Raw genomic sequence first — 13,137 nt, 5'->3', positions numbered from 1 at the left:
GTCGACCTAATTAATCCTAATTGAACTAAATTTATCTATAAACAATGTGGTAGCCAGCAGATCCGCGGCGCCTCCGGGAGAGACTCTCCGCGCTCTGCTCCAGACATCAAGTTCTTCCAGTATTCTTTCTCCGTCTTTACTTTCAAAGCCTCCGGCCTGAAGAAACTCACGGCTCTTTTTCTGCAGCCCTCGGAGAGCTTCCTTTCCTCCCCGGTAGGCAACGCAAGTGTCATTAAGAGAAGCCGTCAAAGCCAGCAGGCTGTTGATTCTGGCGCTTTCTTCCGAACAGCCTCTCTTGCGAGAATGATGAAGCATCGGTAAGGAAGCATAGACAATATGAGGGAAACCTCCCTGAGCTTCTTCTTTTGCTCCCGTCAAGCCATGAAGCTGCTTAACCGTTTGACCGTGTGTCGGTTTATGAGAGGATGCCTTTCTGTCTTCGGTGGAGGCCAATTTGGCAATGTCTTGGAAGAATCGTCTCTTTGACGTATTCATCTGATGCGATGCCAGAACGGAACTGCAAAGTCCTAACGACCAGATTGCTCCTTTGTGCGTATTCACGCCTCCGGTCACAGAAAGCATCTGGGCTTCCGCCTCTCTGCCGATAAGGCCAATCTCTTCTCGAAGAACCGCATCAACTTCCCTTCCCCAAGAGACTTTTGCCATCTCCAGGAAGAAGGGTTCGAGACACTGAGCGGACCTCTCCATCAAGGTCAAATCCATATCGGAATGGCTGCCGCTGCTTCTCCTGTCTACTAATCCGGGCTTAGGGGCCAAGAACGCTTCTTCTATCAAAGCTAAAGAAGCATTTGCAGCCAGAAAGTGAAGATCAGAGAAGGAAGAATTCATTACCAGCTCCGGAATTTTGCCGGTGGTTCATACAAACCGCCGGACCACTCAACCAAATCAGCAATGCTCTTGGCTGCAAGCATGGAGCGGGTAGCTCTGGACTTATCGATTCCCAAATCAGATGGGAAGGCCACCTTACCGGACTGACGCAGTTTTTCGACATCCTTCGGGTTTGCTCTGAGACCGATATCGGTAATGCCTGCGACTGCCGCAATCATCTTCTTCCTCTCTTCCATGGAATCAGCCATGTACAGATAAGCGATTCCTTCTTCTGTCAGAAGATGAGTGACGTCATCAGCGTAAATCATGATCGGGGCAAGAGGCATTCCGGCGTCCTTAGCAACCTGAACGGCTTCCAAGTTTTCGACGAATGTCGGTTTAGCCTTAGCCTGGAATGTTTCAACCATCTGAACAACCAGCTTGTGGCCGCGGGCAGTTGGACTTGGTTCTTTGATCATGTCAAGCCATGCTTTTGTGGCATGCCGTCTTCCGTGAGGATCGTGGCCCATGTTCGGAGCTCCGCCGAAACCCGATAAGCGTCCCTTGGTAACGGTAGAGGAGTTGCCTTCAGCATCAATCTGCAGAGTGGAGCCGATAAACATGTCGGCTGCATATTGGCCGGCCATTTGGCAGAAAGCTCTGTTAGAACGCATACTTCCGTCAGCGCCGGTAAAGAATACATCCGGGCGTGCAGCCATGTATTTTTCCATGCCGAGCTCACCGCCGAATGAGTGAACGCTTTCAACCCAGCCGCTTTCAATAGCCGGGATTAGCGTCGGATGCGGATTCAAGCACCAGTTTTTGCAAATCTTGCCTCTAAGACCCAGTTCTTCACCGTAAGTAGGAAGAAGAAGTTCAATAGCTGCCGTATTAAAACCGATACCATGGTTCAAAGACTGAACCATGTGGCGCCCATAGATCCCCTTCAAGGCCATCATCCCCATCAAAACATGTTGGTTCTTAATCTGGCGCGGATCGCGGGTAAACAACGGTTCAATAAAGAAGGGCTTATCGCTCTTCACGATTAAATCAACCCAAGAACCTGGAATATCAACGCGTCTCAAGTCTTTCGGATCGTCAACAATCTCATTGACCTGGGCAATCACGATGCCGTCATGGAAAGCTGCGGCTTCGAGCAGTGCTGGGGTATCTTCCGTGCTCGGGCCGGTGTAGAGATTGCCTTCTCTGTCAGCAGCATAAGCAGCAACCAATACAACATCGGGGATGAGATCGACGTAGAGACGGGAATAAAGTTCGATATAAGTATGAACGGCACCGATTTCCAATGCACCGTCTTCAAGAAGCTGTGAAGTTCTAAGGCTTTGTGCGCCGGAGTAGGAAAAATCTAACTTTCTGGCGATGCCTTTTTCAAACACGTCCAAATGTTCCGGAAGACTCATGCTAGGGATAATCATGTGCAGATCATGGACTTTATCCGGATTGACTTCGCACAAAGATCTAGCGAGAAAATCTGCCTGTTTCTGATTATTACCTTCAAGAACGACCTTGTTGCCTGGTTCAATAACGGCCTCTAAGGCTGCAACGATATTTTCAGTTGGAATAACCTTACCGTCTTGTTTTAAGCGGGACAGCCGCTCTTTTTTCAAGCGGCGGCGTTTGTCCCAAATTTTAGGCTCTGAGCCAAACTGCATTTATTGCTCCTTTGGGAATGTGATTGCTTTTCTAAATTATGAAAATTCAGGCTGCCTCTTTCAATAAGTATTCACGTCACTTCATTAACTTTAATTTAATGAATTTTTTGATTCAAAACCCTTTTAATTCATCTTAACCATATGTTTTTAAAGAATTATCGAGATTAACTTTCGTTTCAATAACCGTTTCACTTTATTTATTTTGAATCTGACCGTTTTCTCAGACTCCTTTATCATTAACGGCATGAACCTCAAAGCTTTTCTTCCGCACGATCTTCTTTTTCTGCGTCCGCAGACTCTTCTGCCGGATGATGCACCCGCCTGGGCGCAAGATTCGATAAAAGAAGGTCTTCCATGCGTTGTCAGACGAGACTTCTTCTCATTAGAAAAAATTCCGGTCGGTTTCCGAGGAACGCAGAGACGTCAACGATACGGTAGTTTTATTTCAAGTCAGGATGTCTTAAAGAAATTCTCTCCGGAAGACGCAGTTGCACTTCTATCATCGACCCACCTTCAGTCTTCCCAGATCGACTATTTAAAGGAATTCTCAGAATTTATTCAAGCAAATGAAGAACTAAAAAATTCAGTGAAATGGGGAGTTTCAGGTTCTTTCGGTTTTTCTTTAGCGGTCGGAAGGCAATATTTTCGAGACACAAGCGATATTGATTTAGTTGTCAGAGCCAATAATGAAGAAGAGCTGAAGTGTTTAGCTTCGTTGAAATCTTGGATTCTGACGCCCAAATTCCAACTTGATATTCAGATTCAAACTTCTAAAGGCGGATTCTCTTATAAAGAGTGGCTTAAATCGAAGAAGGTTCTTCTTAAAACAAATACCGGTCCGCTCTTAACCGATAATCCTTGGTGATCTTATGCGTAAAATCCTCTTCTCTTTTCCAGGTCAAGGTTCTCAGTATCCCGGCATGCTAGACGGGATTGCAAATCGTGATTTCTACGAAGATCTCTGCGTCCGAACCTTGAACAAAAGCTTAAATGAACTCACAACCGAAGATGCGCTCCAACACAATGCCAATGTTCAGGCTGCCCTGCTTATTTGCGGCGTCAGTTGGGCCAATGACTTCATTCAAAAAGGTCTAAAACCGTCCTTTACTGCGGGACTGTCCATCGGCGCCTTTCCCGCCGCTGTGATAGCAGGCGCTTTGTCGATGCAAACCGCGTTAAAGATGGTTTATAGAAGAGGAACCCTGATGCAGGAAGCCTATCCAACCGGATACGGTTTGACTGCCGTCGTCGGATTGACTTTAGGAACGGTTGAGCAAATTTGTACTGATACCGGATGCTTCATCGCCAATTACAACGCAGAAGATCAAATCGTTATAGCGGGCAGCGATGAAAACATGAGCAATGCCTCTGCAGTCGCCCTAAAAGCAGGGGCAGTCAAATGCGTCCGCATTAAGATTACGGTTCCCTCACATTGTGAACTTCTTAACGGCGCCGCAAACGCCTTAGCAGAAGAATTCTCCAAGGTAGAGTTGTCCAGACCCCGCATTACTTACATCAGCTGCTCTACCGGCCGGGCGATTTTTGATCCCGCAAAACTCAAAGAAGATCTTCTCTTTAATATGTGCCGCCGAACCCAATGGCATGAAGCGATGGTCAGTGTTTTCCAAAGAGGCTGCAATGTTGCAATTGAAATGCCTCCCGGAGAAACGTTGACGGGACTAACTAAAAAAGCTTTCTTGGAAAGTTTATGCGTCAGCGCCCAAACCATGGGAGTGGGAGAAATCTTCGATCAGCTCGAATTTATGCAGTAAGGCCTATTTGTTTCTTAGACTTCGTGCAAACATTCTTCCTTCGGCTACCAAGGCTAAGATATTCGGCTCATGCTGTCTGCTGCGCTTAAATACCATTGTGATGGATTGGCTTCTGCGGCATGGAGGCTGAAGCGGAATAAATTTAACGGTATCCGGATAAACTGCAGCCATTCTTCCTGGAAGAATGGAAACCCCGACGCCTGCGTTTACTAAACTCAATGCAGAGAAAATGTCCTTAACTTCGGTTATGTGTTTAGGGGCAATATCAGCCTTCTTAAACAGCTGTCGAAAATCTTCATACGTGGCAAAGCCCGGTGCCAAAGTGATGAACCGTTCGTTTTCAAAGGCAGACAAAGGAACCGCCTCTTGAGTGTGGATTTTCATCCAGGCAGGAGTGGCGAGAAATAGTTCATCAACAAAAAGGGGCAGGATTTCAAAATGACTTGGCAAATCACTTTGCTCATCTAAAGCAATGACAATGAGGTCAAGCTCGTTTCTGTCAAGCTTAGACAACAGCTTCTCATTTGAACCCATCGTTAATTCAAATTCAATTCCCGGGCGGCGCAGTTTCGAAGCATTAATCAAATGCGGAAGTGTACGGATAGTAAGAGAATATAAAGTTCCTACTTTCACCAAGGGACTGCCGACGCCGCCCGCAATTTTTGTGAGTTCAACCGCATGGGTCAAATGATCGATTACTTCTTGGCAATGAGATTGAAAAAGCTTGGCCGTCTCCAAAGGACGCAGGAGCCGTCCGCGGTGAGAAAACAGCGGACAGCCCAAACCGTCTTCCAGAGAATGAAGTGCACGATGAATACTGACCGAACTCATATTTAAAGCTTCAGCTGTTTTTCCCAAATTACCCGTCTCCATGAAAGACAAAAAGATCTCTATCTTCCTTAAGGTAATTTCTTCGTTTAACCGAAAACCTTCAAAGTAGTCTTTATCCATCTATACCTTCCAAATTTATCAATCGCGAAGCTGCGCCGACACACCGGCACAGCAAAAGCCGGTTTCGAGTTCCTGATTTTTCAAAAATTCACCCGCTCCAAGAAGAGGTGATAGCACTTCGAAGGCAAAGAGGAAATCCGATTTTTCCCGAATCTTGTCCTTTCAGTCCTGTAATCATCGGTATCTAAGCGTTATATTCCCGATTTGTTTTCTATTACTAAAACTTTCCCAAGACACAAGTTACACAAGAAAAGAGGTTCAAGTGGAATTACAAACAATTGCGCTCCTCGCTGCACTAGGATGCTGCACCGGATTTTTAGCAGGCCTTTTAGGAATCGGAGGCGGAATGATTATGACGCCTTTCTTGATCATGCTCATCCCTGCTTCGCTCATTCCCCAAGATCATATTGTTCATGTTGCCATCGCTACTTCCTTGGCAACCATCACTTTTACTTCACTTTCCTCAGTTAGGGCTCACCATAAAAGAGGAGCTGTTCTTTGGAATGTAGTTGCATCCGTTGCACCGGGAATTTTGCTTGGCGCTCTCCTTGGTGCGCAAATTGCCAGCCTGCTTTCTACATTTTGGATCTCTCTGATTTTCAGCTGCTTCGTCGGTTTTTCTGCTTTCAAGATGTTCATGAATAAGCGTCCGAAAGCTGATAGAGAACTTCCCGGAAATATCGGCCGCATATTTGTCGGTACCATTATCGGTATCCTTTCGGCCTTAGTGGGTGCCGGCGGCGGCTTCATTTCCGTCCCCTGGATGATTTGGTGCAATGTCAAAATGCACAATGCTGTGGCAACCAGCGCCGCTTTAGGATTTCCAATCGCTTTATTCGGTACCATGGGCTACATCATCAGCGGATGGAACGTCCAAGGACTTCCGCAATGGCCTGTTGATATTGGCTATATCTGCATCCCGGCTTTATTCGCTTTGGCTATTCCAAGCGTTCTTTTCGCCCCTCTCGGAGCAAAGGTCGCCCACTCTATCGACGTGAAGCCTCTCAAAAAATGTTTTGCCTGCCTGCTTTGCTGCCTTTGCGTTTATATGCTTAGACAAGCCTATTTGGCCTGGTAAAAGTTTTCTGCCTACCTAATTGAAGCACCCGGTTGCTCGGTTTCGTTTTTTATTAAAAACTTAGCCTTAAACTTGGTGCTTTATTATTTAATCTGCTAAAAGTAATGACCGCTGTCCAGTTCATTCCCGGCTCTTCAGTAGCTGAATATTTGAGTCTCCTTAGAAGAAAGAATCCTTTGATTCATTGTGTGACCAATGAAGTAGTCCAAGAAATTACCGCAAATGTTTTGTTAGCTGCGGGCGCTTCTCCTGCTATGGTTGTCGGAGAAGGCGAAGCTGAAGACTTTGTCGGCATCTGCGATGGTCTGTCCATCAATGTCGGAACGCCGTTTTCAATGCGCGTCCAAATCATGAAAGCCGCCGCCCGAAAAGCCAGAGAATTAGGAAAACCATGGGTCTTGGATCCGGTAGCTGCGGGGTCGCTGGTTTGGCGTGACAAAATCATCTTTGAATTGATGAGAACCGGTCCTGACGTAATTCGCGGCAACGCTTCTGAAATCAAATTTCTCGCCGGTCAAGGCTCAGGCGGAAAAGGCGTAGATAGTACAGACTCTTCTGATTCCGCCGTTCAGGCTGCCGTCGAATTGGCCGAACACTATTCTTCTATCGTGGTCGTCACCGGCAAAACTGACTATATCACTGACGGCACTACCACCTATTCAGCTGAAGGTGGGAACCCCTTGATTACGAAGGTTGTCGGCACGGGCTGCTCTCTGTCCACTTTAATTGCCGCTTTCATCAGCAGCACGGATAACAAGCTTGAAGCTGCAGCCGCCTGCTGCGCCTATGTTAAAAAGGCTTCCGAAAAAGCTGCGGCAGACTCTCACGGCCCCGGTTCTTTCCATGTCGCCTACCTGGACGCCCTGTACAACTTAAAACCGGAAGACTTTAATGCCTAATCCAATCGATCTGTCTTTATATCTGGTTTTGGATGCCATTCTGTGTCCGACACCGGAACAGATGGTTGAAACTGCCTTAGAAGCTGTTCGCGGCGGTGCCACCGTCGTCCAGCTGCGTGCCCCTGAATGGAAAAAACGCAAACAGCTTGATGCCGCTCTTCTGTTAAAGAAGGCCCTTTGCGGAACAGGTGTGCCTTTAATCATTGACGACCATCTCGATATCGCTTTAATTTGCCGAGCCGACGGTGTTCATGTGGGTCAAGCAGATTTGCCTGTGAATGAAGTAAGAAGGCTGATGGGAAAAAATGTCATCATCGGTCTTTCCGTCGGCAGCCAAGAAGAAATGCAGACGGTAACCGAGGATGTTGACTATTTGGGCATCGGTCCGGTTTTTGCGACGGCCACTAAAAAGGACGCCGGCAAAGCTATCGGGCTCCAAGAGCTCAAGGCACTCAAAAAGCAAACTTCCTTACCGGTAGTGGCTATCGGCGGAATTAATGCGTCTAACGCTAAAGAGACGATGCTGACCGGCGTAGACGGTATCGCTGTCGTCTCTGCTATCTGCGGAGCAGCTTCTCCCTACGAAGCTAGCAAAAAGCTTCGGGAAGAAATCAAAGACGGTGATTAATTAGATTTCTTCTTGTTCTGATTTCTGTTGATGAACTTCATCGCGCCGAAACAGACAAGAAGAATGGCTATCCAGCAGCCGATAAACTGAAAAGTCAGCCGAATGCTGGCTTTTCTTGCTTGAGTTTGAACAAACAGCCCGTAAGAAGCTTTTGCTTGCTCTAAAGTCGGAGAACAAAACAAAGGATTTTCATCGGAAAAAGGAGCCGCGGTATAACCGGCAGGTTCTTTTGCAGTCGAGGTTAAACCTTTTTTCTGACAGAAGGCTTCCAAGGACGGAAAGTCTTGTTTGACGGCATATTCCCAGTTGGCTTGCCCCAGTTCTTCTCCTTCTCCGTACGAATTCATAGAGTTGTACAAACTCCAGGAGGCCACGGCCAGGAAAGAAATCAAAAACCAAATTTGCCAGCGGAAAACCATTGAAAAGACCTTTAACAAAAAACGATTCGGAGTGTTCTTTTTGAGAGTCGAACTTCGAAGCTTCAGCCAAGAACGTGTACTCTTCTCTTATCCGATTAATAAAAAGGAAATTTTATTATGTATCAGAAGACTTTGCTTGCAGTGCTTGCAGCCGCTGCACTTTCTTCAGTTCAGGCCCAAACCGCTTCCGATGCGCCGGCAGCAGTCCAAAATGCTCCTGCTGCAGAAAGCTTCGGCCAGAAAGCAACCTCTTTCTTTGATTCCATAACGGATACCGTAAAGAATTGGGCAGATAAAACCCCGGGAGAAGTCGACAAGTATTCTCAGGAGTTGAAAGAGAAGTGGCCCGGCATCAAAGACCAATTTAAAGAAAAATGGCAGCAGGGACTTGAGAAAGGCGGCGAAGCTAAAGACCAAGTCACCAAATGGATGAACGATACTTTCAGTAAAGAAAGAATGGATAAGGCGGAAGCTTGGATTAACAACTTCAAGGCCGGTACCGAAGAAAAAGTTATCGATCCGCTCGTCCCCTACCTCCTCTCCATGCGTTATCCAAACCCGATGGACGAATGGCAGGCCGGTTACCGCAAGATGGTCAATGTCCAAGTCAAAGGCTTGGAAACACCTTTGACCCTCCAGCTTCCGATTTCATGGGATGTCAGCCAAGATCTGAATGCTAACGGAACCACGTTAATGACATGGAGAAGCGAATCCGGCGACGGCCCATACGCAGTCTCTCTAATCAGCACTCCGGAGGGCGCAACCGTTGACAGCATTATGGCTGGTTTGGAAAAAGACAAACCGGGCCTCACGGCAAAGAAATTGGAAAATTCTCAGATTAAATATCTGGAGTATCCTGTGACTTCCGAGTCTAAAAACGCCGTGACCTACTATGCCGTTCCTCTCGAAGGCAAAACGATTTTGTTAGCCGCCGAAATCACCAAGACGTCAGGACAAACCGAGCTTCAGCTTCAGGAAGCCATGCAGAAAGTCCAGCCTTTCTTTGCCCTGCTTGCCCAAAGCGCCTTTGTAAAACAGCAGTAACTTGCCGGCAAAGAACGGAAATTTAAAGCTTTGAGCTGGTTATAGACGAGTTGGTTTAATTAAAATGTGCACCAAAGACGGTGCACTTTTTTTACCGTCATTTTCAATTCCACCGAGGACTTTAAATGGCCGAAATTGTTAAAACCTCTATCAAATCTCTCCCCTTAGTCTATAGAGGAAAAGTTAGAGACAGCTACGCTGTCGGAGAAGACAAACTTTTGATCGTAGCCAGCGACAGAATCTCTGCTTTCGACGTGATTCTTGACGACCCTATTCCTAACAAAGGAAAAATTCTCACGGGATTAACGGACTTCTGGTTCAAAGAATTGGACGGTATCGTTCCTAACCATTTGACAGGTATTGATCCTGAATCTGTGGTTGCTCCTGAAGAAAGAGACCAGGTTAAAGGACGTGCCGTTGTCGCTAAGAGACTCAAACCAATCCTCGTTGAATGCGTCGCCCGCGGCTATTTGGCAGGCAGCGGCTGGAAAGAATACCAGCAAAACGGTACAGTCTGCGGTGTTAAGCTTCCCGCAGGCTTAAAGCAAAGCGAAAAACTTCCTGAACCAATCTTTACTCCGGCAGCTAAAGCAGAAGCAGGCCATCACGACGAAAACGTCTCCTATGAACAAGTCGTTGAATTGGTCGGTCCGGAAATTGCCGAAAAAATCCGTGACTATACTTTGAAGCTTTATAAGAAAGCCGCTGATTACGCTGCCACTAAAGGCATCATCATTGCCGATACAAAATTCGAATTCGGCTTGGACGAAAACGGCACAGTTGTCTTGATGGACGAAATTCTCACTCCCGACAGCTCCAGATTCTGGCCTGCTGATCAATATAAAGTCGGTCAGTCTGAACCAAGCTTCGACAAGCAGTTCATCCGGGATTGGCTTGAAACTCAGCCGTGGAACAAGAAAGCCCCGGCTCCGAGAGCCCCGGCCGAAATTCTTCAAAAGACCAGCGAAAAATATGAAGAAGCCTTGAAGCGCTTAACAGGCGAAGGCGTAGAAGCTTAATTTAGAGTCTCGAAGACAAGGCGCACTCGTGCGCCTTCGTCGCTATCTAGAGGAAAAAATTCATGTCAGAAAAAATTGAATCTCCGGTAGTAGGCGTTTTGATGGGTTCCAACTCCGACTGGGAAGTCATGGGCAACGCCGTCGAAATGCTGAAAAACTTCAATGTGCCTTTCGAAGCAAAGGTCGTTTCCGCACACCGTATGCCCGATGAAATGTTCAAATATGCCGAAACTGCCAGAGAACGAGGCATTAAAGTCATCATCGCCGGTGCCGGCGGTGCAGCTCACTTGCCCGGAATGCTCGCCGCTAAAACAACGCTTCCGGTTCTCGGTGTTCCCGTCCCTTCCCGTTATTTGAAGGGCGTCGACTCTTTGTACTCTATCGTCCAAATGCCTAAAGGCGTCCCTGTCGGCACATTTGCCATCGGTGAGGCCGGTGCAGCCAACGCAGCCCTTTTTGCCGTAGAGATTCTCGGCACAACTTGCCCGGGATTGGCCGAAAAGCTTGCTGAATTCCGCAAAGCACAAAACGCCAAAGCCCGTGCAATGGAACTTCCCGCTTAAGGATCATTATGAGTCATGAACCAATTTTGCCGGGCGCCTGGCTCGGCCTTCTTGGAGGGGGCCAGCTAGGGCGCATGTTCGCACAGGCTGCCGCTACGCTTGGGTACAGAGTCTGCGTTTTGGAAAAAGATCCGCACGCACCGGCCGCAGCCGTCAGTGAAATGCACCTCTGCGCTGCTTACACGGATCGCTCAGCCTTGGAAAAATTAGGAGAGAAATGTCTTTCCGTCACGACTGAGTTTGAAAACGTTCCGGCCGATAGCTTAGAAATCCTAGCTGAGATGACGCAGGTTTCACCTGCTGCCAAGGCTGTTTCCATCACTCAAGATCGCTTGGACGAAAAGTCTTTCTTGAGTTCCATCGGCGCGCCCGTCGCTCCTCATTGCTTAATTGCATCTGCTCAGGATATTGAAAACGTCGATGAAAACCTTTTCCCGGGTATTCTGAAAACAGCCCGCTTGGGCTATGACGGCAAAGGCCAAGTCCGCGTCAAAAATAAAACGGAATTGAGTGAAGCATTCAATACCCTCGGTAAAGTTAAATGCGTACTCGAGAAAATGCTTCCTCTCTGGAGAGAAGTATCCGTGATTTCAGCCCGCAACGCCATGGGCGAAGCAACAACCTTCCCGGTTTCGGAGAACGAACATCGTGACGGTATCTTGGCAGTATCCATCATGCCGGCAAGAATCAGCCAAGAACAAGCAGACAAGGCTCGTTCTATCGCTAAACACATTGTCAATAGTCTTGACTATGTCGGTGTTCTCTGCGTTGAATTTTTTATTCTCGAAAACGGCGAAATCATTGTTAATGAATTAGCGCCACGTCCTCACAACTCGGGCCACGCCACTATCGAAGGCTGCATCAGCAGCCAATATGACCAGCAGGTTCGGGCCATGACAAATATGCCTTTGGGAGACACCACCCAAATTCAATATACCGTCATGCTCAACATCCTCGGCAATCTGTGGTTTAAACCCGACGGCAACAAGTTTGAGCCTGATTGGGATAAGGTCTTAGCCTTCCCGCACGCCAAACTGCACTTGTACGGCAAATTAGACGCGAGAAAAGGCAGAAAGATGGGACACATTACTTGTGTAGGCTCCACTCCCGAAGAAGCAATGAAGTGCGCTCTTCAGGTCTGCGATGCGATCGGTCTTCCAAAGCCTGAACACATATAGTTTAATGCTCTCAAATCAAACGGCCGGTGAACTTAACCGGCCGTTTGAACATTAAAATTAGCCATTCTGATTTTGTACATAACCGGATATGCTCGATAACGATCTGCTTCAAAAAGCAATAAAAATTTTGGACAACGGAGGCCTCGTCGGCATTCCGACGGAAACTGTTTACGGTTTGGCTGCGGATGCTGAGAATCAAGAGGCAGTAGAGTCCATCTATAAAGCAAAAAATCGGCCGTCCAATCATCCTTTGATTGTTCATTTAGCCAACGCCAAGGCGATTCCTCGTTGGGTCAGCGACTTTAATGAAGATGCCAAAAAGTTAACGGATGCCTTCTGGCCCGGTCCTTTGACAATCATTCTAAAAAAATCAGATATTGCTAAAGACTTTGTAACCGGAGGACAGGACACGGTAGCTTTGCGTTGCCCCTCTCACCCGATTGCTCACCGCCTCTTGGAAATCTTTGACAGAGGACAAGGGAAAGGACTGGCTGCTCCGAGTGCTAACTCTTTCGGACGGATCAGCCCTTCCACTGCTCAGCACGTTCGCGATGATTTAGGTGAGAAGCCTCAAGGCAAGGTTGACCTTATCATCGATGGCGGTCCGTGCGAGGTGGGCATTGAATCCACTATTTTGGATCTTTCCGGCGATACCCCGCGAATCTTGCGGGAAGGAGCGATTGACTCTGACCAGATCTCCTCTGTTATCGGCAAGCCTGTCATGCACGGCACCGTGTACAACTCTCCGAGAGTCTCAGGAACTTTAAAGAGCCACTACGCTCCGAAGCACAAGATGGAAATGGTCTCAGCCGAAGATTTGCCCGGTAAGACTCAATTTCTGGCAAGACAATTCAAAACATTTGGGTTAATTGCACCGGAAAAAATTGCCCGTCGATTTAAACCGATATCGGAAAAAACATTTGCCTACTGTTCCGTACCGGAACTTTCTGCTCATCTTTATCAATGGATGCATGACCTGGATAAAGAAGATATTGACAGAATTTTTGTTGTTCCCCCTGAGTATTCTCCGTCCTCGGCAGGCGTTTTGGATCGTCTGACAAGAGCTTCGGCTAAAAAGGAATAAT

14 protein-coding genes are annotated in these 13,137 nt (G+C 47.4%); 10 read left to right on the top strand and 4 right to left on the bottom strand.

Annotation, left to right across the window (positions count from 1 at the left end):
* Positions 1–6: 6 nt before the first annotated feature.
* A complete protein-coding gene (locus RDK53_RS00715) occupies positions 7–849 on the bottom strand; it encodes a triphosphoribosyl-dephospho-CoA synthase (protein ID WP_308512821.1) in 843 nt (280 codons plus the stop codon).
* Positions 849–2,501 (bottom strand): malonate decarboxylase subunit alpha, encoded by a 1,653-nt coding sequence (gene mdcA / locus RDK53_RS00710; RefSeq protein ID WP_277040335.1) that lies wholly within the window; start codon positions 2,499–2,501, stop codon positions 849–851. Before mdcA ends, RDK53_RS00715 begins: the two co-directional genes overlap by 1 nt.
* Positions 2,502–2,745: 244 nt before the next feature.
* On the opposite strand from mdcA, the gene RDK53_RS00705 reads away from it, so the two are divergent.
* A complete protein-coding gene (locus RDK53_RS00705; RefSeq protein ID WP_308512820.1) occupies positions 2,746–3,366 on the top strand; it encodes a malonate decarboxylase holo-ACP synthase in 621 nt (206 codons plus the stop codon).
* 4 nt (positions 3,367–3,370) lie between these two features.
* Positions 3,371–4,273: a malonate decarboxylase subunit epsilon gene (locus tag RDK53_RS00700; protein WP_308512819.1), complete on the top strand. Its 903-nt coding sequence runs from the start codon at positions 3,371–3,373 to the stop codon at positions 4,271–4,273.
* Positions 4,274–4,276: 3 nt separating this feature from the next.
* Here RDK53_RS00700 and RDK53_RS00695 read toward each other — a convergent pair whose 3' ends face one another.
* The gene (locus RDK53_RS00695; protein ID WP_304702799.1) at positions 4,277–5,224 is read right to left on the bottom strand and encodes a LysR family transcriptional regulator; all 948 of its coding nucleotides are present in this window, start codon (positions 5,222–5,224) and stop codon (positions 4,277–4,279) included.
* A 262-nt stretch (positions 5,225–5,486) separates the two neighbouring features.
* Here RDK53_RS00695 and RDK53_RS00690 point away from each other — a divergent pair, with 262 nt between their 5' ends.
* The 3 genes from RDK53_RS00690 (at position 5,487) to thiE (ending at position 7,829) form a co-directional block, all read left to right on the top strand.
* A complete protein-coding gene (locus RDK53_RS00690) occupies positions 5,487–6,302 on the top strand; it encodes a sulfite exporter TauE/SafE family protein (RefSeq protein ID WP_308512818.1) in 816 nt (271 codons plus the stop codon).
* A 104-nt stretch (positions 6,303–6,406) separates the two neighbouring features.
* On the top strand, positions 6,407–7,201 hold the full coding sequence (gene thiM, locus RDK53_RS00685; RefSeq protein ID WP_308512817.1) for a hydroxyethylthiazole kinase: 795 nt from the start codon (positions 6,407–6,409) through the stop codon (positions 7,199–7,201).
* On the top strand, positions 7,194–7,829 hold the full coding sequence (gene thiE / locus RDK53_RS00680; RefSeq protein ID WP_308512816.1) for a thiamine phosphate synthase: 636 nt from the start codon (positions 7,194–7,196) through the stop codon (positions 7,827–7,829). The genes thiM and thiE overlap by 8 nt, the downstream gene beginning before the upstream one ends.
* Here thiE and RDK53_RS00675 read toward each other — a convergent pair.
* On the bottom strand, positions 7,826–8,176 hold the full coding sequence (locus RDK53_RS00675) for a hypothetical protein (RefSeq protein WP_308512815.1): 351 nt from the start codon (positions 8,174–8,176) through the stop codon (positions 7,826–7,828). The two genes, thiE and RDK53_RS00675, sit on opposite strands and share 4 nt — an antisense overlap.
* Positions 8,177–8,365: 189 nt before the next feature.
* Between RDK53_RS00675 and RDK53_RS00670 the strand changes: the two genes are divergently transcribed.
* From RDK53_RS00670 to RDK53_RS00650, 5 genes are all read left to right on the top strand, one after another.
* Positions 8,366–9,292: a hypothetical protein gene (locus tag RDK53_RS00670; protein WP_308512814.1), complete on the top strand. Its 927-nt coding sequence runs from the start codon at positions 8,366–8,368 to the stop codon at positions 9,290–9,292.
* A 125-nt stretch (positions 9,293–9,417) separates the two neighbouring features.
* A complete protein-coding gene (locus RDK53_RS00665) occupies positions 9,418–10,311 on the top strand; it encodes a phosphoribosylaminoimidazolesuccinocarboxamide synthase (RefSeq protein WP_308512813.1) in 894 nt (297 codons plus the stop codon).
* A gap of 62 nt (positions 10,312–10,373) precedes the next feature.
* Entirely contained in the window at positions 10,374–10,874 is a 501-nt protein-coding gene (purE, locus tag RDK53_RS00660) for a 5-(carboxyamino)imidazole ribonucleotide mutase (protein WP_308512812.1), read from the top strand.
* Between the two features lie 5 nt (positions 10,875–10,879).
* Positions 10,880–12,052 carry a 5-(carboxyamino)imidazole ribonucleotide synthase gene (locus tag RDK53_RS00655; RefSeq protein WP_374041548.1) on the top strand — a complete coding sequence of 391 codons (1,173 nt, stop codon included), beginning with the start codon at positions 10,880–10,882 and terminating at the stop codon, positions 12,050–12,052.
* 88 nt (positions 12,053–12,140) lie between these two features.
* Entirely contained in the window at positions 12,141–13,136 is a 996-nt protein-coding gene (locus RDK53_RS00650) for an L-threonylcarbamoyladenylate synthase (protein WP_308512810.1), read from the top strand.
* The last annotated feature ends 1 nt before the right edge of the window (position 13,137 follow it).

Origin of the sequence: uncultured Turicimonas sp., from assembly GCF_902477955.1 — a bacterium.
In the GTDB taxonomy this organism is placed as follows: domain Bacteria; phylum Pseudomonadota; class Gammaproteobacteria; order Burkholderiales; family Burkholderiaceae_F; genus Turicimonas.
The sequence above is the reverse complement of the archived record's forward strand: the minus strand, read 5'-3'. Positions and strand labels throughout refer to the sequence as shown.